Genomic DNA, 20,087 nt, shown 5'->3' on the forward strand with positions numbered 1-20,087 from the left:
CGATAGCGCCACTACCGTGTTCCTGCGCACGCAGGAGCCCAGGGCCATGCGCCCCACCGATCGTGGCTCTTTGCTCCCGCTCACGCGGGACCACGAGAGAGCATCAGATCCTCTCTCACCGCCAGGCGGTAATCACACCCTTCTCGTCGAGCGTGTACAACGTCTGGTTGGCGACGATCGGGGCGAGCGAGAAGCTGTCGCCGGCGCGGATCGTGGTCTGCACCTTGCCGTCGGCGACCGACAGCGCGACCAGCTCGCCCCGCGAGTTGGTCAGCCAGAGCTGCTCGCCCGCCAGCACCGGCCCGAACCAATTGTACGGGTCCGAGCGCTTCTCCTCGTTCTTGTAGGCGCGCAGCTGGCTGATCCAGCGGATCTTGCCGTTGGCGCGCGACAGGCACACCAGCCGCGCGTCGTCGGTGACGACGAAGATCCACTCGCCCGCGATCCACGGCGTCGAGATGCCGGCCAGGTTCTGCTCCCACAGCCGCTGGCCGGTGGCGAGCTCGAGCGCGATCATGCGACCGCCCTGCCCGATCGAATAGACACGACCGTCCTCAATCACCGGGTCGGCGTCGATGTCGGCGAGGCTCGACACCGAGGTGGTGATCGAGGTGCGCGACAGCGCGTCCTGCCACAGCGAGCGGCCGTTCTCGTAGCGGTAGGCGTTGAGCTCGCCGCTGGAGAAGCCCGCCACCACGGTGCCTGAGCTCGCCGCGGGCGCGGCGACGCCGAACACGCCCTGCGTCTCGAGGCTGGCGGTCTGCGTCCACACCACCTTGCCGTCGGCCTGGTTGAGCGCGACGATCTGATTGTCCTGGCTCAGCACATAGACCTGGCCGTTGGCGATCGTCGGCGCGCCGCGCAGCGGGCCGCCCGGCTTGGCGCGCCACAGCACCGCGCCGTCGGCGGCATTGGCGGCGATCACGTCGCCCAGCCCGTCCGTGGCATAGACCTTGGCGTCGTCGTAGCTCACCCCGCCGCCGAAACGCGCGGCGCGGTTCTCGTCGCCCTCGGTGATCGCGCGGGTCCACAGCTTGGCGCCGGTGTCGGCCGCGAAGGCGTTGATCACGCCGTCGACGTCGACCACGAACAATTTGTTATCGGCGATCACCGGCGTGGCGGCGAGCCGCGCGCGGTTGCTGCCGCCGTCGATCTCGGCGCTCCAGCGCCTGGCCGGCGCGGCGGCAAGCAGCAGATGGCCCATCGACTTGGCCGCACTGCCGCCCGGCTGGGTCCAGCCGTCGTTGGCCGCGGGCGTCGGCAGCGTCACCTGAACGTCCGCGAGCCCCTTGTCGATCTCGGCCGGGTTCTCCGACACGAGGATCGGCACGCGCTGGCCGACCGTGGGCGTCTTCTTGGGCGCGCTCTTGAAGATGCCGCAGCCGCTCAGCCCCACCAGCGCGGCGATCGCCACGCCGGTCGCGAACCTCGTCCTCATCGCTTGCTCACACCTTCATCTTTGGCCGGCGCGACGGGCGCCTTGGCATTCTTGGCCGGCGCGGTCGGCGCCTTGGTCTCCAGTACGCCCGCCATCTGAACCGCACGTTGACGCAGCGAGCTGGGCACACCCGAGTCGGCGGCGATGCGTGCGAAGGTCTGGCCGGCGAGATCGCGACGACCCTCGCGCAGATAGGCCGCCGCCATCAGCTCGCCCGCGCTGCCCAGCCACGCCCCGCCCGTCACCGCAAGCGGACGCATCCGCTCGACGATAAGCTGCGGCTGAAGCTGGTCGAACTCGGCGCTGGTCTGGCGGATCACTGCCAGGTCGCGGAACGGTTGCGCGAGCGAGGTGTCGGCGGCGATCTTGGCGAAAGCCGCCGCGGCGCCCCGCAAATCGTCCTTCTGCAGCAGCACGTCCGCTTGGGTGAAGCGCGCGGTGGCGCGATAGCCGTCGCGAGACGAGTCGCTCAGCGCGGCGAGCGGCGCCGCGGCCGCCTTGGTGTCCTGCGCGGCGAGCGAGTCGAACGCCTGCTGCAGCTGCTCGCCCTCGCGCTCGGCCGCGACCGACTGGCGGTGCTGCCAGAACAGGAAGGCCGCGAGCGCGGCGAGCGCCAGCACCACGGCGGCGATGATCGCCCGGCCGTAACGCTTCCACACGTGGATCGCCTGGTCGCGCCGGAGCTCGTCGTCGACCTCGCGCAGGAACGCTTCGTTATTTTGCGGCGTCAGAGCCACCGATCACTCCGGGCTGAAGGGGAACCGCCGCGCTGTAGCGACTCGGTCGGCGCGAGGAAAGAGCACGCGCGAGTGCTTCGTGCCGCACCGCCCGCCGGCCCGACCCGCACCCTCACTCCCTCGGTGCGTAGACTTGGTCTGCGCCGGGGAAGGCGCGCGCGCGCACCTCGTTCGCATAGGTCGCCACCCGCTCGGCGACATAACCCGCCATGTCGCCGTAGCGCTTCACGAAGCGCGGCGTACGCTCGAACAGCCCGAGCATGTCCTCCGTGACGAGCACCTGGCCGTCGCACGCGGCGGAGGCGCCGATGCCGATCGTCGGCACCGCGACGCTGGTCGTGATCTCGACCGCGATCGGCTCGACCACGCCCTCGATTACCAAGGCGAAGGCACCGGCCGCGGCGACCGCGCGCGCGTCGCCGACGATCTTGGCGGCCTCGGCCGCGCTGCGTCCGCGCGCGCCATAGCCGCCGAGCGCGTTGACCGCCTGCGGGGTGAGCCCGACATGGCCCATTACCGGGATGCCGCGTTCGGCGAGGAAGGCGACCGTGGGCGCCATTGCGGTGCCGCCCTCCAGCTTCACCGCCGCCGCGCCGCTCTCCTTGAGCAGCCGCGCCGCGCTCTCGAACGCCTGCTGCGGCGACGCCTCGTAGCTGCCGAACGGCATGTCGACGACGACCAGCGCGTGATAGCTGCCGCGCACCACCGCGGCGGCGTGCGCGGCCATCATCTCGAGCGTGACGGGAACGGTGGAGGGAAGACCGTAGATCACCTGTCCGAGGCTGTCGCCGACCAGCAGAAGGTCACACTGCGGGTCCATCAGCTGCGCCATGCGCACGGTATAAGCGGTCAGCATCACCAGCGGCTCGCCCTCGCCCGCCGCGATCGCGCCCTTGCGCTGGCGGATCGCGGGAACCGTGAGCCGCTTCATCGGCGCGGCGACGGGCGTGGCGCGGCTGGTGGCGGAGTCGATCGTAAAGGTAGTGGACATGCTCCCTGCTACTCCGGCGCGCTCACCCGATCCAGCCGCGCCGCGCGGCGAGATGCGCGAGCTGGAGCGCGACCGCGCCGACCAGCAGGATCAGCAGCGGGAAGAAGAGCGTCCCCGCCCCGCGTCGCGCGAGCAGATCGGTCATCGCGAACAGCCAGCCGAACTGGATCAGCGCCGCGACCAGCGACACGGTCAGCGCGGGCACCGCGAGCCGGCGCCGCAGCAGCAGCGCCAGCGCGCCGACGAGCAGCCCGAGACTCGCCACCGCATAGTCGAGCCAGTACCAGCCCGGCAGCGCGGCAAGCAGCGCGTGGTCTGCCGGGTCGGCCGCCGCGCCCGCGCCCGCCATCAGCTGCGTGACGCAGGCATAGGCCGAGAGCGCCGCCCAGAGCAGCAGCGCGCCGACAAGCAGCCGGTACCAGACGGGCGCGCGCACGCGGCTCACCCCAACATCGCGGCATAGCGCTCGGGTGCGAAGCCGACCTCCACGCCGCCGTCATGGACCAGCACCGGTCGCTTGATCATCGCGGGCTGCGCCAGCATCAGCGCGGTTGCGCGAGCTCGGTCAAGGTTGGTGCGATCCTGCTCGGACAGCTTACGAAAGGTGGTGCCCGCGCGATTGAGCAGCGGCTCCCAGCCGAGCCGATCGATCCAGGAGTCGAGCAGCGCGGGATCAAGCCCGTCCTTGCGGAAGTCGTGGAAGCCATGAGCGACATGGTGGTCGGCGAGCCAGCGGCGCGCCTTCTTGACCGTGTCGCAATTGGGGATGCCGTGGAGCGTGACCATGCGCCCGCCGTGACACCGCCGAGCACCGATGGGAAGCGCCGTCAGACGCCCAACGACGCCGGCAACGTCGCTCCGCCGGCGGCCATCGATCCGGTCTGTTCGAAAACGGTCGGGGCGCCAGGTTTCGAACCGGCGACTTCCACATCCCCCGTGTGCATCTGTGAATTCCGTCGTTTTTCACCTGTTGATCTAAGTCAACGGAGCGACCGGGCTGAACCGTGACGACTTCCCCTGCGTTCAGTCGCCCGAGCGCGGCGGGTCGCGCCACATCCTCTTCATCACCGATCGGCTCTTCCAGTCGGAAATGGTCGCCCAGTCCGAGGGCAAGCACCACACCGCCGGTGGCGTGTGGAACTGGGACTGAGAGATCGAGCTGGTCGGCACCGGCAAGCAGGTCGTGCTGCCAGGTAGCGTCGCGGACGAGATCGAATTGCAAACAGACGTATGGTCTGACCGCCATCATTGCTATGTTGTCGCGCCCGCGACACGCGGGCCGGACCATTCCGCGCGCGGATCGTCACAAACCACGCTCATGCCTTCGCCCTTCGTTGCGCGCACCGGCAGGGAGGTTACGTCAAACCGATCCAGGCAGAAGATGTTGATGCCGAAATGGTCGGGGGCAGCCCGCTTTCGATGGAAGACGTAGATACCGCAGCGCGAGCAGAAATGATGTTTCGCCTTCATGCTGTTCCATTGATAGGTGGCGAGCAGTTCCTCCCCCTGATCAATCCGCACCGCCGCTTCCGGCACCTTTACCATCAGAACGTTGCGCTTCACGCATAAAGGGCAGTCGCAGGTCGTCAGTTCGTCGAGATCGTGAGCGACGGTAAATCGAATGCCACCGCAGTGGCAGCTACCCGGGTACGTGCTCACCATTGCGCCACCCCTTCCAGAAAGAAAACGCATGCACCTTCGAGCTCGACGCGATCGCCATCGAGGCGGCAGCGCAGCTCGCGGCCACGCGCGGACGCCTGGAAGGCGCGAAGGTCTGTCTTGCCGAGCCGCGCCGCCCAATAGGGGGTCAGCGCGCAATGCGCGCCCCCGGTCACCGGGTCTTCGGGGATACCCTTGGCCGGGGCGAAGTACCGGCTGACGCAATCATAGTCGCCGTCCCCCGGTGCGGTTACGACCACGCCCGCGCACGGCATTATCGCGATGGCGGCAAAGTTCGGAGCAAGCCTGCGCACGTCGGCCGCCGCGGCGAGCCGGACAACGAAGTTGAAGCCATCCCACAGGGTCTCCTCGACCGATGCGCCAAGCGCGGCCGCAAGCCCGACGGGCGCCTCCGCCGGCGCGCAGCGCCGGGCCGGGAAATCCATGACATAGCCTCGCTCCGAACGCCGGACGGTCAGCGGTCCACTTGCCGAATGGAACATGACCATCTCGCGGGCAGGCTCCAAGCGATCCAGTACCACGGCCGCGCTCGCCAGCGTCGCATGGCCGCACAACGGCACCTCCACGATCGGCGTGAACCAACGAATGCGAAAGTCGCCGCCATGGGGAACGATGAAGGCCGTCTCGGCGAGGTTGTTCTCGGCCGCCAGCGCCTGCAGGGTGCAGTCATCCGGATATGTCTCGAACAGCATCACCGCCGCCGGATTTCCCGTGAACCGGCGAGCCGCGAAGGCGTCGAGTTGAAAGAGGCGAGCTTGCACCCGTCCGAAGTAGCGGCGGCACAGCGGCTCTTCCAGCGTGTAAGAAGGCGGCCCATCCCCGCAAAGGAACTACCGCTGGTAAGGTGGCCCTTTCGATCGCGCCGACAGGCGTCCGCAGCATCCGCTTTCCCGCAATCTGTTCCCGATTGCTCATTCCAAGAATCCCCCGTTGAAGATGGTGTGCGGGTGAGCCGCCCCAAAGAAGCGTAGCGCCTTCTCGCCATCGACCGCAGTGGATATGCGGTAGCCTGCGCCCTTAAGGATCTTGCGCGCTAGGGCTCACCACAAGGTTGATATCTGGCCAACGCTCCAGGACGGTACGTGCCAACGCTAAACCGTTGGTTCCCCCAGGCATCCAAATGTCGGTAAGGAGGTGGCGGATTGCGGCGCCGCCGTCCGATAGCTCAGGCGCAGCCCTTGCGTCCCCGGCCTCTCAGATTGGCGCCCCCGAGGCATCGAGCGCGCTGACGATCTGCAGCCGGACGAACGAGTCGCCCTCGACAGCGAGCGATCGTCCTGACACGCTACCTCCACCGCAAGCCGACCACCTCATGGCGATCCGTCGCTCAAAGAGGCAGGAATCAACTTAGTCCAACAACCGATCTCAGTAATTGAGCACGATGCTTCCAACGCTTCGACGCAGGGATCTCGCTGCTGAAAAGCGAGGACGAGCTTCAACCACGCGAGGTCTGCGCACCTTCGTTCACCAGGTACCAGATCCCGTCGACGAGACGAACGCTCGTTTGCTTGCCAGCAGCTGGCCTGCGGCGAGTGGGACCGACCCCGGCTTCTGCCGCGACGGCCACATCGACATCGAAGCGCTTGATCAGCCGGTAAAGCGTTGTGCGCCCTACTCTAAGCTGACGAGCAGCATGGGTGAGATTGCAGCCGTTCTCGCACAGAGCCGCGACAACCGCTGCTCTTTGGGCGAAGGCCAACGTACCCTCTACCTCACATTCGTTAGTGGTCATGCATCCCTCCGGCTTAAGACGTATTGCGGCACCTAGATGCAGACGATGCCGCAGAGCCAAAGGCGCCTATTAGACGCCGTGTAGCGGATTGAATGTTAACGGCAGACGAACCAAACTCAGCGACTCGCGAGCACTTGCTCCTTACCTCACCCTGATGGTCAGCCCAGCGCCTTACGGTTCATAAGCATTGCTGGGAATATTAGGCCGTCGGTGAGATTTTGGATCGTATGTCTGCTGCCTGAACAATAAACAGGAATGTATGAATCAACCGAGCACCAGGCAGGTCGTTTTTGAATCGCACATGGGCGGCTGTGAGGTCCACATCATGCCGGTGCACTTAGACTGTGGCAATGAAGCGATTTTACCAAAGAAAAAGGTAGCTTGACGAAACGCCAAGCTACCCTGCAAATCCAACCTCTACTTTAAGACGCGATCGAGGCTAAACCTACTTTTCGCCATTGTCCTTGACGCCGACGACGGGGACATCAACCTCCGTCTTTTTGGTGCCCACGACGACCTTCTTGCTGTCGACGTCCACCTTCGGCAAGGCGCCAGCCTTCGTGCTCACATCGACCTCTGGCAGCTTCCCACCCTTCACATCGGCGCTCCAGAAGCCGGTTGCGAAAAGCAGTATGACGACGAGAAGGATGATGCCAGCGATGATGGCTAGCGTACGGCCAGCGCCGCCACGGCGCACGACAACGCGATCGTCGCCGGCACGATAATCAGCCACGTTCCCTCTCCTTATCTTGCTGTTTTCCGATGCTAAAACTCCGGTATGTAGAGGTTGTTCCAGTCCCGAAATGGAGCAGCCGCTCGCTTGTGGTGCATGCGCACTAGGCGAAGGCAGGCGAGCTTCAGCGCGCTTGTCCTCTTCCCCTCTCGTCTTCAGGGACCCAGAAGCAGCGTTCAAGCGCTTGGTATCGAAGACCATCTTTCGGCATATGTTGATGTTGAGCGTTCCGCCGACCGTCGTCGTCCAAGCGCTCGCAGCGGCTGCAGTGTCAGGCCTCCGCCTTCAACGCTGCTGCACGACGAGGATCGTGCCGTCCTTCATGACCAATCTCACGCGGCGTAGCGCAGCAAGGTCGCTGGTGGGATCACCCGAGACCGCAACCAAGTCCGCGAGCATACCAGGCTTCACCGCGCCAAGCCGATCACCGACCCGCATCCAGCGCGCGTTACCCGAGGTGGCGGCAACCAGAACCTCCGTCGGCGTCATGCCGGCCGCCGCCATCAGCACCATCTCGCGTGCATTGCTGCCGTGGGCATAGACGCCCACATCGCCGCCCATGCAGATCGGCACGCCCGCCCCACGCGCGCGATGGAAGCTCTCGCGCGCCGCCCGAACCGCCGGCGGCGCCGGCTCCGCGCCGGTCCAGCCGCGGTAACGCGCGCTCGCGTCCGCGGCGGCGAGCGTCGGGCACAGCGTGATCTTCTTGGCGGCCATGCTGGCGAAGATTGCGTTCGTCCCGCCATAGCCATGTTCGATCGTGTCGACGCCGGCCTCCACGGCGCGGCGCATGCCCTCCGGCGTCGACGCGTGCACCGCGACCGGGCGCCCGGCGTCGTGCGCCGCCGCGACCGCTGCCCTGATCTCGTCCAGGCTCAGCGTCGGACGCGAGTCCTCACCGGCGCGCCAGCGATAATCGGCGTAGAGCTTGATCCAATCCGCCCCGGCAGCGATCTGCCGCCGCACCGCGGCCACCATCTGCTCGGCCCCCGACACTTCCTCCGCGCCCTGCGGAACGACCACGCCGGGCTCGAAGCCTTTCGGACCGTAAGCGCCCAGCGCGACAATCGCGCGCGTGGCGACGCTCAGGCGCGGCCCTTCGATGATCCCTTGATCGATCGCCTGCTTCAAGCCGACATCGGCATAGCCCGCTCCCTCGGTGCCAAGGTCGCGCGCGCTCGTGAAGCCGGCGCGCAACGTGGCGCCGGCGTTGGCGACCGCGCGTGCGGTGCGCAACGCGAGCGGTTCGTGCAGGACCTGATCATCCCAGCTCGCCTCGTCATACGGGTGGAGGAAGAGGTGGCCATGTCCTTCGATCATCCCCGGCATCAGCGTGTCACCGGAAAGGTCGACGATGCGCGCGTCGGCTGGAGCATTGAGCGCCGGACCGACCGCGACGATGCGGTCGCCGCGCACCAGCACCTGCCAGCCGGCGTGCACCTTGCCATCGATGCCGTCGAACACGCCGGCAGGCCTCAACAGCAAGGGCACCGGGTCGACCGTCGGTCGCGCACCGAGCGTCGCCGCGGAGCCGGCGAGCAGCAGTGTGATCGCGAGGGTAAGCGCCCGCCTCATCATTCCCTTCTCCGATGCAACAGGTATCGTGACGCGTAACCCTCTTCGCTGCCCGTGCCTACCATCGTGCCGGTCGACCATAGGCGTGACGGCCAACGCTGTGCGCAGGCGCGGGTCACATCTGACACTCAGGCCACGCTGGCCGTGCCGGACATCGTCCTCGTGAGACGCCGCGCCTTGGTCGTCACCGACATCGTACCGCTCGCCGGGCTGGGCGCCGACGCGATCACCGGCCCGGCGCAACAAGACCCGCTCGTGAACGGTACGCCACCGGCTCCCATGCGCAAACACCGGTTAGCGTGACACGCCAACCGGCACGCGGCGGACCTCTTTCCCTCAGCGTTGCAACACCGTAATGAACGCGGCGGAGAGTTCCGGGGGAGATCGAATTTGCGCGCTTTTCTGCTCGGTGCCGTGGCTGCCTCCTTGATCGGCACACTCTCCGTGCCGGCGAGTGGCCAGTTTGGCATGCTGAAGAAGCTGGTGCCGGGCGGCATCAACCTTCCGACGTTGCGCAAAGAGCCGATATCCACCAGCCTCGCCGACGCCCGTTGGTCTGACCCGACGCAGGATGATTTTACACCTCCTGCCCCCAAGCGCGCGCTGACCGACCTCCAGCGCACGCCTGCTGGCGGCTTCATCCTCCAGCCCGGCTACTACAGCTTCCACGACCAAAGCTATTGCCTACATGCCGGTACGTATGGGCCGGGCGGCGGGGACGGGTATCTCTACGCGCCGCCGCTCGGTGCGGCCAAGGATGCGGTCATCACGATCGTGCGCAACTCGGTCCAGCACCCTGAGATACAGCAGCACGACATTCAGACGCTCCTTTGGGCGATCGTCGCCCGCGCGAGGCTGGAGGATCTCTCCACAGAGCATAAGGCCATCGCGGCGCAACTGCTGTCGCCGCGTCAACTCGCCGCGCTCAACCGATCGGTACTGGACCTGATGTCGCAGGGGCCGATCGCCGACAATCTGCCGCACGAGATACGTCAGGCAATGCAGGCCGAAGCGGATCTGCGCCGCATGCTGGTGACACCCGGCACCAGCTTCGGCGAACTCGAACGCGTCGCCGTGTTGGCGGGGGCAGCTCCCACCGGCAAGGACAGCCTGGAGGTGCCGAGCGGGCGCTGGAGCCGTCATCCGGACGGGTATTGGGTGCGATACCTCCCGATGAGCTACTCCAACACCGTCGTAGAGCTCTGGGTACCGAATGACGCTTCTGGCGTCGGCGTTGAATTCGACCCGGCGACCCATATAGCGGTGCCCGGCAACACCGCTCGTCAGCGCCTGATCCAGTCCGGACGCGCATACAGGACGTCGTAGCATCGCGGCGCAATCCGCCAGGCGAAAGACCCTTTGTTTGCGGAGTTGTCCGTCTCCCGGAGCTTTTACGTCGAAGTGCAACATGTCCGGCTGCCATTGGGCGCTCGCGCGGAACTGGACCGGGTCAAACGCCACCTACGAGTCGTGTAGAGAAGGCCCGTCGACGCCCAAACCCGTCAGGAAGCTGCAGGGATAACGTCGATACTTGCGCCATTTCAACGGCCGATTCGGCCGTTGATGGTAGCACCTCATCGAAGCGGCTGCTCCTTTGAAGAGGAGCGGGCATGTGGGTTTCAATCGAGGGAAAACAGGATGCGAGCACATTGAGGATGGTGGCGTGGCTTGCTCGATCCCGTGCCGCTTCGACCGGCTGCGGCGATGGCATGCCCGTCGACAGAGTCGGCCATGACCAATCGTTGCTTGTTCTCGCCTCGGATCTCGAACGGATCGCGGCGGCCATCGATCAACGCGGCGACGATCCTTCATGGTGAGCGCGTAAGCGTTCGCCTGAGGGTTGAACGAGCGCTCGCCAGGTTGATGAAGGATCTTACCGAGCTTGGGATACGGCTTAGGCGACGTCACTGCCCTGCCCTCTCGCGCTGCAACGGGCGGATCCCCGCAATGTGCAATCCGTGAAGACCCACCATCGGTCGTTCAGGTCCGCCACCGCGCTCCCTGACTCTGACCATCTGTTCAGCTAACTCGTCCGTCGCTCCGACATGGTCCGAGGAAGGCGGATCTTTTGGTCGTTAACAAACGTGCCGTAGCAGGCGGCGGCTCAGCCAACGCCGCGCGGGCTCGTCGTAGAGTCTGAGGCTGGCGTACGCGATCACCACCGCCGCGACGACGAGCGCCGCGCCGACGGGCGCGCCGATCCGCGCCGGCACCTTCCGATCGGCCACCCAAGCGGTGTAGACGTAGATCAGCGGATAATGGGTGATGTAGAGCGGGAAGGACAGGTCGCCGAAGAAGCGCGCGATCCGCACGCCCGCTCCGGTCGCGGCCCGATGCCCCGCGCCGATCGCGACCACCAGCGGGAACAGCAGCAGCACGCAGGCGGCATCGTACAGGCCGTTGCTCCAATGATGCGGCGTGTTGCCCCAGCGCGGCAGCGCGAGCGCGACGATCAGCAGCGCGGCGCTGATCGCGAAGGCGTGGCGGTGGGGCAGCCGCCAGCCCGACCGCATCAGCAGCATGCCGGCAAGGAACGGGTAGCACAGCCGCGCGAGGCCGACATGCACGCCCGCGGCGTCGAGCGACCAGCCGCCGATCAGGTCGCGCCGTGGCCCGAGCAGCGCCACCTCGAGCAGCAGCGCCGCCGCCAGCGCCGCGAGCACGGTCAGCGCGCGCGCCGACAGTCGCCGCAGCACCAGCGCATAGGCCATGTTCGCGACATACTCGTAGAACAGCGACCAGGCCGGCCCGTTGAGCGGGTGGATCTCGTCCCAGCCGCGGATGTCGAATTGCTTGGGGAGCGGCAGCAGCGTGCAGCCGAGCAGCGTGACCAGCAGCATCTGCCACACCGGCGTCGCCGCGATCCTGGGGAACAGCTCGCCTACCTGGAGATAGAAGAGCGCGGCACCCCACAGGCTGCCCAGCACCACCATCGGCTGGAGCCGGATCAGCCGGCGCAGGTAGAATTCGCCCTGTCGCATCCGTCCCCAGCGGTCGTCATAGGCGTAAGCGATGACGAAGCCGGACAGCAGGAAGAAGAAGTCGACCGCGAGGTAACCGTGGTTGATGATCTGCCGCGTCGGGTCGCCGCCGGCATAGGCCTCGAAGGTGTGGAACAGGACGACCATCAGCGCCGCGACGCCGCGCAGCCCGTCGAGCACGACATAATGGCGCTTCCCCGGCGCCGTCGCGTCGGTCGCCGTCGCCGCCGCGTCCGATGCGGCACCCGGCGCCGCGCCGCTCACGGTCGCCGGGTCAGCGCCACGATACCCGCGGGCGGCGCGGCGATGACATGCGCGCCCCGCGTCAGGTCGATCAGCGTGCGCGACACCACTCGCCCTTCCGCGTCGGTGGAGCGCGCCTCGTAGCGGCCGAGGTCGCGCGTCGCCTCCACCACGAGCCGCGACGCCGCGGTGGCATTGACCAGGTCGATCGCGCGCGCCGACGCTTCCAGCGCGATGGCGCGATCGGCGTAGGCGGCGACGATCTGCTTGTCGGCGGTCGTGGCGCGGACGAGCTCATATTGCGCGTTGATCCCTTCCGGACGGAAGCGCCCGTCGAGCAGCACGTCCCGGTTGGCGCGCCAGTAAGCGAGATAGTGCGTCAGCATCGCGGCGTGAGCGGGCGTCAGCGTGTCGAGCCGCATCGACACCTGGGGCACCGCGAACAGCGTGTCGAGAAGCTGGAGCGCGGCGGTGTCGCTCGGCTCGTCGGCATGCCACACGATCGGGTCGGCGTGGACCGGGGTCGCACCGGCGAGCAGCCGCAGGTCGACGATCCGCTGGCGGTTGAGGATCGACTCGTTCGGCGCGTCCGAGGCGCGCAGCATGTTGCCGAAGGTGCGGATCACCGGGCCGCTATAGGGCTGGCGGAACTCGATCATGACGTCGGGGCGAACCGCGCGCAGCGCCGTCATCACGTCCACCATCAGCCGGTTGACCGCCTCGTAGACCGAGGCGATGTCGCGCCTGTCGGCGCGATCGAGGACCGTGGTGTCGTCGCTGCTGAACATGTCGATGAAGTCGAGCTTGAGCCCGTCCCATCCCCAGTCGCGCACCGCGCGGCGGAAGGTCTCGACCAGATAGGCGCGCACCTCGGGGTAGCGCGGGTCGAGCACGTTGGTGCGCTGCTCCGCCCAGCGCCGCAGGATCTTGCCGCGGAAACGCGGCAGCACCGCGGCCTCGTCGCCGACCAGCGGCACCGAGAACCACAGCATCCCCTTCATCCCGCGCGCGTGCAGCGCGTCGGTGACGACTCGCATCCGCCGCAGCCGCTCGGGCCGCCAGTCGCCCGCATGCGCGTAGCCGCGGTTCGTGTCGCCGGTCTGCCAGCCGTCGTCGACGATCATCACCTTGAACCCGTGCCGCGCCGCTGCCTCGGCCTCGGCCAGCACCGTCGCCTCGTCGACCGCCTGGTGATAGCTGTACCAGGTCGAGTCGAGCGGCTCGCGCGCGCCCGGCGGCGCGGGCACCGGCGCCTTGCCGGGCTGGCGCGACCACCAGGCCGCGACTTCCTCGAGCGCGTCCGCGACGGGGATCGCGCGCGTGTCGAGGCGCAGGCTGGTGGTGTAGCGCGTCAGCGGCGCGTGGCGCTCGCTGAACAGCTCGACGCTGCCGTAGACGCGCACGTCCTCCTCGCGCAGCTTGGCCGCGAGCAGCACCGGCGTCACCGCCTCCTCGACGGCGACGGTGAGCCGGTTCTGCTCGCCGCGCCCGTAGAGCGCCAGCACCGGCGCCGCGGCGGTGAGCGTCGAGCGCAGCCGCGTCGACGCGAAATCGGGCACGATCGTCCGGCCCAGGCCCGCGTCGGGTGTCCACATGCCGGCCATGTCGACCGACGGCTGCGACCAGCGGATCGTCAGACGCGGCGGGGGCGCGGGCGTGGCGCGCGTCAGCGTCAGCACCGCGCGCGCGACGCCGGGTGCGATCGGCTTGGCGCGCAGCTCGAGCGCGAAGCCGTCGAGCGCGCCCGCGACGGTCAGCTCAAGCCCGGCGACGGTGAGACTGCGACTCGTCTCCGTCGCCGCGGGTGGACCCGCCCGCGCCACGGCGGGGGCCGCCAGGAGGCAGGCGGCGAGCGCGCCGGCGAGCGCCACGTTCCTCATGACGCCCTCCCCGCCGCGGTCAGAACTTCAGCCGCGCGCCGAAATTGTAGCGCGCGCCGGTCTCCTGGAGCAGCAGGAAGCGCTCCTCGATCGCGGACCATTCGTGGATCCGCTGGTTGGTGACGTTGACGCCCTGGACGTAGATCTGGACGTTGGGCGTGATGTCGTAGCCGACGTTGAAGTCGAACTGGCCGTAGCTCGATCGGTTGCGCGGCCGCCCCTGGTCCGAACGGCACGAACGCAGGTATTCGGACCGCCAGTTGTACGAGCCGCGGGCAGAGATGCCGTATTTCTCGTAGAACACGCTGCCGTTCGCCGAATGCGGCGAGAGGCCGTTGTAGCCGCACTCATAGTCGGCCAGCGAGGCGTCGCGCTCGGCCTTGCTCTCGACATAGGTGTAATTGCCCGCGAGGCCGAAGCCGGACAGCGGACCGGGCAGGAAGTCGAGCGAGTACTGCCCGCCGACCTCGATGCCGCGGATCCAGCCGGTCTGGCCATTGCGCGTACGCGTGTCCTGGAAGGTGCGGCCGAAGCGCTCGACCGGCAGCGTCTGCAGTTCGAGGAAGTTGCTGAGGTCCTTGTAGAAGGCGCCGGCGCTCAGATAGCTGATCGAGTTGAAGTAATATTCCAGAGAGATGTCGTAGTTGGTCGACTTGAACGGTTCCAGCGTCGGGTTGCCGCCGCTCGACTGCGGCACCGAGACGCGGCCCCCGTACGAATTGTCGACGCCCAGATCGGTCAGCGTCGGTCGGGTGACGGTCTGCGAGAAAGCCGCGCGCGCGATGAACTTGTCGGTGACGTTGAACTTGATGTTGGCCGACGGCAGCGCGTTGACGTAGCTGTTGCGGATCGAGACCGGCGTCGAGTCGCCGTAGGTGAAGACCAAGGTGTCGTCGCCGCGCGTGTTGGTGATGTTGATGACCGGCTGGGCGAAGCCGCGCGACACGGTCTGGGTGCGCACCACGCGCACGCCGGCGTTGGCACTCCAGCTCTCGCCGCCGAACGACATGGCGATATAGCCGGCGAGCAGCCGCTCGTTGACGTTGGCGGTGCTGCCGACATTCTCGCGCACGCCGTAGGGGCCGCCGGGCAGCGCCAGCAGGCGCGCCGCCTCGGCGGCCTGCTCCGCCGCGGTCCGTCCCTGGCGGGCGCGGGCGAGGTTGGCGGGATCGGAGAGGAAGGCGATCACCGCGTCGGTGTCGTAGGTGAAGAACTGCCCGGGCGCGTTCTGCGCGCCGGAGACGCCTTTGAGAAAATTGTCGAGCGTGTACGGCGACAGCAGCGACTGGTCGACCGGGATGTCATAGCCGCAATAGGCGCAATTGCCGTCGGAATTGCTGAAGAAGCGACGGATCTTGGTGCGATCCGAATAGGCCATGCCGATCCGGACCGAGCGCAGCACGCTGTCGTGGATCTTATAGTCCGTATCGATGTGATATTCCGAGCTCGTGTCGCGCACGCGATTGGCATCGATGCCGGTGAAGTGCGCACGCATCAGCGACGGGTCAGTGATGTTGCCGAAGTTGGACGCGGTCGGCACGTCGTCGCCCACGTTGAGGTCGAACCGCGGGCTGGTCTGCGCGAGCGAGCCGATGACGACGAACTGCGTGGGGTTGCGCTGCGTCGCGCGTGTCCGCGACGCGTCGAGCCGCACCTCGACGTCTTCGGTCGGGTTCCACTTGAGGTTGCCGCCGACCTGGTAGGTCTCGGTGCGACGGTCGTTGTTGTTGACGATATTGTCGTTCTGCGAGAGCGACACGCGGTCCGCCAGCAGCGGGTTGGCGGCGAGGAACTGCTGCCCGGGCCGGTTGAAACCGATCGCCGAGGCGGTGTCGTCGAGCTCCAGGCCGATATAGGGCGCCGAATAGAAGTTGGCGAAAATGTTCCGGTGCGTGAACACGTCGAACTTGGAGTAGATGCCGTCGACCGTCAGCAGCAGCTGGTCGGTCACCTGCGCCTGGACCGCGCCCGCCAGGTTGATCCGGCGACGCCGATCGAGCTGGCGCGCGAAGGCGAGGTTCTGCGGCACGTTGACGGTGGCGCCGGTGTTGCCCAGCGCGCCCGTCGTCAGCCCGGTCGAGCTCGCGCTGCCGTTGACGACGTTCTGCGGTCCGAACAGCCAGCCATCGGTCTGGATATAGTCGAGCTGGCTGCGCCGGTCGGTATAGGAGCCCGACAGCACGATGCCGAGCGTCTTGGCCTCGTTGGTCAGCGAGGTCACCGCCGAGAAATCGGGACTGAGCTTCTCGCGCAGCGTGTCGTAGATGCCGCCCGCCGAGGCGGCGACGTGGAAGCCGCTGCGGCCGTCGAGCGGGCGCGCCGTGATGACGTTGACCGTGGCGCCGATGCCGCCTTCCTGCAACTCGGGCACGCTCGACTTGAACACGTCGGTACGTTGGATCATGTTCGACGACAGCACGTCGAACGAGAACTCGCGGCCGGGATTGTCGGTCGCCATCACGCGGCCGTTGACGAGCACCGTGTTGAACTCGGGCCCGAGCCCGCGCACCGTGATGAATTGGCCCTCGCCGCCCGAGCGGTCGATCGCCACGCCGGTGATGCGCTGGAGCGATTCCGCGATATTGGCGTCGGGGAACTTGCCGACATCCTCGGCCGAAATGGTGTCGACGATCTGCTGTGCGTCGCGCTTGATCCGCGCCGACGAGGCGAGGCTGCCGCGGATGCCGGTGACGACGATCTCGTCGGAGACGTCGCTCTCGCCCGGCCCGACCTGCGCCGCAACGGGCGTCGGCTCCTGCTCCGTGCCGGGCGGGCTGGTGACGGGCGCCCCCGCCGCGGGCTGCGCGGTCTGCGGTGTGTCCTGCGCCGAGGCTGGAGACGCGACGATCATTCCGCTGGCGAGCAGCGCTGCCTTGACTGAAACCTTCATTTCAATCCTCCCCGATGTGAAGGCCGATCTGCGCCGACCATTTGTTATGATCTATCTGGTAACCAGTCTCGGCAGCCTTGAGCAAGCGCTATTCTCAGCCTTTGATCGGAATAGCGCTGCTCTCACCATCGCTGTAAATTTTGCCCAGTCCGTGCCCGACCCGAGCGATCGAAGGTATTGTGCTTGGCCAGTCAGCTCAGGCAAGGACGCTTGCTCAGCAGACGCTAGCGACCTCATCAGCTATATCGGTGGCTCGTCCGCAAACGGTGCGTATGAAAACGCGGCACGCGATGTGACAGTGACCGACTCTCGGCCATTCAGCCTGCCCTTCCCGTCCGCTCACACCGGTCATTCGTTAAGGCGAGGATCGAGGCAGCGATGTCGAGCGGTCGTTCACGCGTGTGGCTCTTGCGTCGGTGGCAACGCGGGCAGGTGACGGCTCGCCCTGGTCTCCAGTAGCCGGATGAGTTCGGGCTGCATGAAGGCGTAGTCGTCCGGTATGTGTAGGCAGACCACGCGCCTGTCCCCAAGAACCGCTCGGAAGCGCCGCTGCAGCTTGCTCCGGTGCGCCTTCTCCATGACGAAAATCACATCGGCCCACGCGACCAGCTCGGCCGTAAGCGGATTTCCAGCATCGTGGTTGGTGCCGGCGGAGTCCACCTCCAGGTCCTGCCGGCGCGAGAACACCTGCTCGGCCGATGGGCTGCGCAACCTGTTCTGGCTGCACACGAACAGCACCGTCTGTACGCGGGCGCGCTTCAATCCCAGCCCCTAAAGGCCGCGCTAGGCGAGCGGACCGCGAGAATGCCTGTAACGCCATTGATCGCGTGGATGGTGAGCCGTGTAAGTGCCATCAGCCCGGCGCATGATAATCGTGCCGTCCCCAGGGCTGCCGCTCGGTGGCGGCTCTTTACCGAACGCTCGCTTGCAGAGGCATCTACAAGCCATCTGGAAAACGGCAGAAATCCTACCTATTTCCTTGGTCGGGGCGACAGGATTCGAACCTGCGACCCCCACACCCCCAGTGTGATGCGCTACCAGGCTGCGCTACGCCCCGACCGAGGGGGCGCCTCTACGCGCGGTCGCCGGGCATTGCAAGCGGCTAGGCACGGGGTGCCGCGGACGGCACGCGCCGTGGCGGGGCGAGCCTGTGTTGCGCGCGCGCCCCGGCGATGATAGCGGCAGCGGCTTCGTGCGGCCGGGTTTCGGCCGCCCCAATGTCATGCACGGAATTCGATGCTCATTCCTTCCGCTTACGCGCAGACGGCCGGTGGCGCCGCCCAGAGCGGCGGCCTCGCCGGCTTCATCAGCCTGGCGCCGCTCCTGCTGGTGTTCGTCGTCTTCTATTTCCTGATGATCCGCCCGCAGCAGAGCCGGATGAAGTCGCTCCAGAGCGCGATCGCCGCGGTCAAGAAGGGCGATTCGGTCGTGACCGCGGGCGGCTTGGTCGGCCGCGTCACCAAGGTGGAGGAGGGTTTCGTCGAGGTCGAGATCGCGCCCAACACCCGCGTCCGCGTCGTCAAGGCGACGCTGGCGGAAGTGACGCCGCTCGGCGGCAAGCCGGCGAACGACTGACATGCTGGACTTTCCCCGCTGGAAAGTGACCGCCATCTGGCTCGTACTGGCGGTGCTGGCGTCGCTCTCGATTCCCAGCTTCCTGCCCGATCGGGTCACTCAGGGACTCGGCTTCACGCCACCGCAGATCAACCTCGGGCTCGACCTCGCCGGCGGCAGCTACCTGCTGCTCGAGGCCGATACCAACGGGCTGGCCGCGGCGCGCGTCGAGGCCATGCGCGAGCAGGTGCAGACCGAGATGCGTCGCCAGACTCCGCGCATCGACATCGGTGAGATCTCGAGCCGCAACGGCCAGCTCTCCTTCCTGCTGCGCGATCCCAGCCAGGTCGATGCCGCGCGCGAGCGACTGCTCCAGATCACCGGCACCGGCGCGGGGATGACGGGCCAGCGCCAGTGGGACATCCAGGTCGTCGACACCAGCCGCTTCGTGCTGACGCCGACCAAGGCAGGGCTCGACCAGGCGATCAAGACCGCGATGAGCGACACGGTCGAGGTGGTGCGCAAGCGCATCGACGCGCTCGGCACGCGCGAGCCGACGATCATCGGCCAGGGCACCAACCGCATCGTCGTGCAGGTTCCCGGCCTCCAGGATCCGCAGCAGCTTAAGGCGCTGGTCGGCAAGACCGCCAAGCTCGAGTTCAAGCTCGTCGACATCAACGCCGACGCGCAGGCGCTCGCCAAAGGTGAGGTGCCCGCCGGTGACCAGATCCTGCCCTATCCCGGCAACCTCGGTGGCATTCCGCTGATCGCGGTCAAGCGCCAGGCGATCATCACGGGCGACATGCTGAGCGACGCGCGCCAGGAGTTCGCCCCCGAGACCAACGCGCCGCAGGTGGCGATCACCTTCGACAGCCAGGGCGGCCGCCGCTTCGCGCAGGCGACGAAGGAGAATGTCGGTCGGCCATTCGCGATCGTGATCGACAATCAGGTGATCTCGGCGCCCAACATCAACGAGCCGATCCTCGGCGGCCGCGCCTCGATCAGCGGCGGCTTCACCGTCGACAGCGCCAACCAGCTGGCGATCGCGCTGCGCTCGGGCAAGCTCGCGGTCGACCTCAAGGTAGTGGAGGAATCGACCGTTGGCCCCGATCTCGGTGCCGACTCGATCCGCGCCGGCATCCTCGCCTCTGCGGTGGCAGTGGCGCTGGTGGTGGCGTTCATGCTCGTCACCTACGGCCGCTTCGGTTTCTACGCGAACCTCGCCGTGGTCATCAACGTGTTCGTCATCCTCGGCGTGCTCGCCCTGATCGGCGGCACGCTGACGCTACCGGGCATCGCCGGTTTCGTGCTGACGATCGGTACCGCGGTAGATGCCAACGTGCTGATCAACGAGCGCATTCGCGAGGAGCGCCACCGCGGGCGCGGGGTCGTCCAGGCGGTTGAGCTGGGTTACAAGGAAGCCAGCCGCACGATCTTCGAGGCGAACGTGACCCACGCCATCTCGGGCATCATCATGTTCCTGCTGGGCTCCGGCCCGGTGAAGGGATTCGCGGTGGTGTTGCTGATCGGCATCGCGACCAGCGTGTTCACCGCGGTCACCTTCACGCGCATGCTCGTCGCCGGCTGGCTGCGCCGCACCAAGCCGAAGACGATCAACATATGATCGCGTGCAGCTTCGCCGTCATGCGATCG

18 protein-coding genes and 1 tRNA gene are annotated in these 20,087 nt (G+C 67.0%); 4 read left to right on the forward strand and 15 right to left on the reverse strand.

The genetic code is table 11. From position 1 onward, the window contains the following. Positions 1-115: 115 nt before the first annotated feature. From QBJ89_RS14910 to QBJ89_RS14955, 10 genes are all read right to left on the reverse strand, one after another. On the reverse strand, positions 116-1,438 hold the full coding sequence (locus QBJ89_RS14910) for a PQQ-like beta-propeller repeat protein (RefSeq protein ID WP_277981266.1): 1,323 nt from the start codon (positions 1,436-1,438) through the stop codon (positions 116-118). Then, positions 1,435-2,175 carry a tetratricopeptide repeat protein gene (locus QBJ89_RS14915; RefSeq protein WP_277981267.1) on the reverse strand — a complete coding sequence of 247 codons (741 nt, stop codon included), beginning with the start codon at positions 2,173-2,175 and terminating at the stop codon, positions 1,435-1,437. The genes QBJ89_RS14910 and QBJ89_RS14915 overlap by 4 nt, the downstream gene beginning before the upstream one ends. 112 nt (positions 2,176-2,287) lie before the next feature. After that, positions 2,288-3,166, reverse strand: coding sequence for a 3-methyl-2-oxobutanoate hydroxymethyltransferase (gene panB, locus QBJ89_RS14920; protein WP_277981268.1), 879 nt, complete (start codon positions 3,164-3,166; stop codon positions 2,288-2,290). A 22-nt stretch (positions 3,167-3,188) separates the two neighbouring features. Further along, a complete protein-coding gene (locus QBJ89_RS14925) occupies positions 3,189-3,602 on the reverse strand; it encodes a hypothetical protein (RefSeq protein ID WP_277981269.1) in 414 nt (137 codons plus the stop codon). Between the two features lie 5 nt (positions 3,603-3,607). Continuing rightward, entirely contained in the window at positions 3,608-3,952 is a 345-nt protein-coding gene (locus tag QBJ89_RS14930) for an ArsC family reductase (RefSeq protein ID WP_277981270.1), read from the reverse strand. A 465-nt stretch (positions 3,953-4,417) separates the two neighbouring features. After that, on the reverse strand, positions 4,418-4,828 hold the full coding sequence (locus QBJ89_RS14935; RefSeq protein ID WP_277981271.1) for a GFA family protein: 411 nt from the start codon (positions 4,826-4,828) through the stop codon (positions 4,418-4,420). Then, the gene (locus tag QBJ89_RS14940) at positions 4,822-5,607 is read right to left on the reverse strand and encodes a PhzF family phenazine biosynthesis protein (RefSeq protein WP_277981272.1); all 786 of its coding nucleotides are present in this window, start codon (positions 5,605-5,607) and stop codon (positions 4,822-4,824) included. Before QBJ89_RS14940 ends, QBJ89_RS14935 begins: the two co-directional genes overlap by 7 nt. A 674-nt stretch (positions 5,608-6,281) precedes the next feature. Continuing rightward, positions 6,282-6,578, reverse strand: coding sequence for a helix-turn-helix domain-containing protein (locus QBJ89_RS14945; protein WP_277981273.1), 297 nt, complete (start codon positions 6,576-6,578; stop codon positions 6,282-6,284). A gap of 445 nt (positions 6,579-7,023) precedes the next feature. After that, entirely contained in the window at positions 7,024-7,311 is a 288-nt protein-coding gene (locus QBJ89_RS14950) for a hypothetical protein (protein WP_277981274.1), read from the reverse strand. A gap of 285 nt (positions 7,312-7,596) precedes the next feature. Next, entirely contained in the window at positions 7,597-8,886 is a 1,290-nt protein-coding gene (locus QBJ89_RS14955) for a metal-dependent hydrolase family protein (protein WP_277981275.1), read from the reverse strand. A gap of 390 nt (positions 8,887-9,276) precedes the next feature. Between QBJ89_RS14955 and QBJ89_RS14960 the strand changes: the two genes are divergently transcribed. Next, positions 9,277-10,212, forward strand: a complete 936-nt coding sequence (locus QBJ89_RS14960) for a hypothetical protein (RefSeq protein WP_277981276.1) — start codon at positions 9,277-9,279, stop codon at positions 10,210-10,212. Positions 10,213-10,496: 284 nt separating this feature from the next. After that, the gene (locus QBJ89_RS14965; RefSeq protein WP_277981277.1) at positions 10,497-10,703 is read left to right on the forward strand and encodes a hypothetical protein; all 207 of its coding nucleotides are present in this window, start codon (positions 10,497-10,499) and stop codon (positions 10,701-10,703) included. Between the two features lie 258 nt (positions 10,704-10,961). Here the strand turns inward: QBJ89_RS14965 and QBJ89_RS14970 are convergent, their stop codons facing one another. The 5 genes from QBJ89_RS14970 to QBJ89_RS14990 all read right to left on the reverse strand — a co-directional run bounded on the left by QBJ89_RS14970 (position 10,962) and on the right by QBJ89_RS14990 (position 17,937). Continuing rightward, on the reverse strand, positions 10,962-12,131 hold the full coding sequence (locus QBJ89_RS14970) for an acyltransferase family protein (protein WP_277981278.1): 1,170 nt from the start codon (positions 12,129-12,131) through the stop codon (positions 10,962-10,964). Continuing rightward, the gene (locus QBJ89_RS14975; RefSeq protein WP_277981279.1) at positions 12,128-13,990 is read right to left on the reverse strand and encodes a glycoside hydrolase family 36 protein; all 1,863 of its coding nucleotides are present in this window, start codon (positions 13,988-13,990) and stop codon (positions 12,128-12,130) included. Before QBJ89_RS14975 ends, QBJ89_RS14970 begins: the two co-directional genes overlap by 4 nt. 19 nt (positions 13,991-14,009) lie before the next feature. Continuing rightward, positions 14,010-16,880, reverse strand: coding sequence for a TonB-dependent receptor (locus tag QBJ89_RS14980; protein WP_277981280.1), 2,871 nt, complete (start codon positions 16,878-16,880; stop codon positions 14,010-14,012). A 393-nt stretch (positions 16,881-17,273) separates the two neighbouring features. After that, positions 17,274-17,642 carry a low molecular weight protein tyrosine phosphatase family protein gene (locus QBJ89_RS14985; RefSeq protein ID WP_277981281.1) on the reverse strand — a complete coding sequence of 123 codons (369 nt, stop codon included), beginning with the start codon at positions 17,640-17,642 and terminating at the stop codon, positions 17,274-17,276. A 218-nt stretch (positions 17,643-17,860) separates the two neighbouring features. Next, positions 17,861-17,937: transfer RNA gene (locus QBJ89_RS14990), tRNA-Pro, on the reverse strand. 179 nt (positions 17,938-18,116) lie between these two features. Between QBJ89_RS14990 and yajC the strand changes: the two genes are divergently transcribed. Beyond that, entirely contained in the window at positions 18,117-18,455 is a 339-nt protein-coding gene (gene yajC, locus QBJ89_RS14995) for a preprotein translocase subunit YajC (protein ID WP_277981282.1), read from the forward strand. 1 nt (position 18,456) lies between these two features. Next, positions 18,457-20,058 carry a protein translocase subunit SecD gene (gene secD / locus QBJ89_RS15000; protein WP_277981283.1) on the forward strand — a complete coding sequence of 534 codons (1,602 nt, stop codon included), beginning with the start codon at positions 18,457-18,459 and terminating at the stop codon, positions 20,056-20,058. Positions 20,059-20,087: the final 29 nt, after the last annotated feature.

This window comes from Sphingomonas phyllosphaerae (assembly GCF_029623345.1).
GTDB lineage: Bacteria > Pseudomonadota > Alphaproteobacteria > Sphingomonadales > Sphingomonadaceae > Sphingomonas > Sphingomonas phyllosphaerae_C.

Bases quoted from the DNA above. Each gene is read 5' to 3' on its own strand.
- QBJ89_RS14910 (WP_277981266.1), bottom strand. From the start codon at position 1,438: ATGAGGACGAGGTTCGCGACCGGCGTGGCGATCGCCGCGCTGGTGGGG.
- panB (WP_277981268.1), bottom strand. From the start codon at position 3,166: ATGTCCACTACCTTTACGATCGACTCCGCCACCAGCCGCGCCACGCCC.
- QBJ89_RS14930 (WP_277981270.1), bottom strand. From the start codon at position 3,952: ATGGTCACGCTCCACGGCATCCCCAATTGCGACACGGTCAAGAAGGCG.
- QBJ89_RS14935 (WP_277981271.1), bottom strand. From the start codon at position 4,828: ATGGTGAGCACGTACCCGGGTAGCTGCCACTGCGGTGGCATTCGATTT.
- QBJ89_RS14945 (WP_277981273.1), bottom strand. From the start codon at position 6,578: ATGACCACTAACGAATGTGAGGTAGAGGGTACGTTGGCCTTCGCCCAA.
- QBJ89_RS14955 (WP_277981275.1), bottom strand. From the start codon at position 8,886: ATGAGGCGGGCGCTTACCCTCGCGATCACACTGCTGCTCGCCGGCTCC.
- QBJ89_RS14965 (WP_277981277.1), top strand. From the start codon at position 10,497: ATGTGGGTTTCAATCGAGGGAAAACAGGATGCGAGCACATTGAGGATG.
- QBJ89_RS14975 (WP_277981279.1), bottom strand. From the start codon at position 13,990: ATGAGGAACGTGGCGCTCGCCGGCGCGCTCGCCGCCTGCCTCCTGGCG.
- QBJ89_RS14980 (WP_277981280.1), bottom strand. From the start codon at position 16,880: ATGAAGGTTTCAGTCAAGGCAGCGCTGCTCGCCAGCGGAATGATCGTC.
- yajC (WP_277981282.1), top strand. From the start codon at position 18,117: ATGCTCATTCCTTCCGCTTACGCGCAGACGGCCGGTGGCGCCGCCCAG.
- secD (WP_277981283.1), top strand. From the start codon at position 18,457: ATGCTGGACTTTCCCCGCTGGAAAGTGACCGCCATCTGGCTCGTACTG.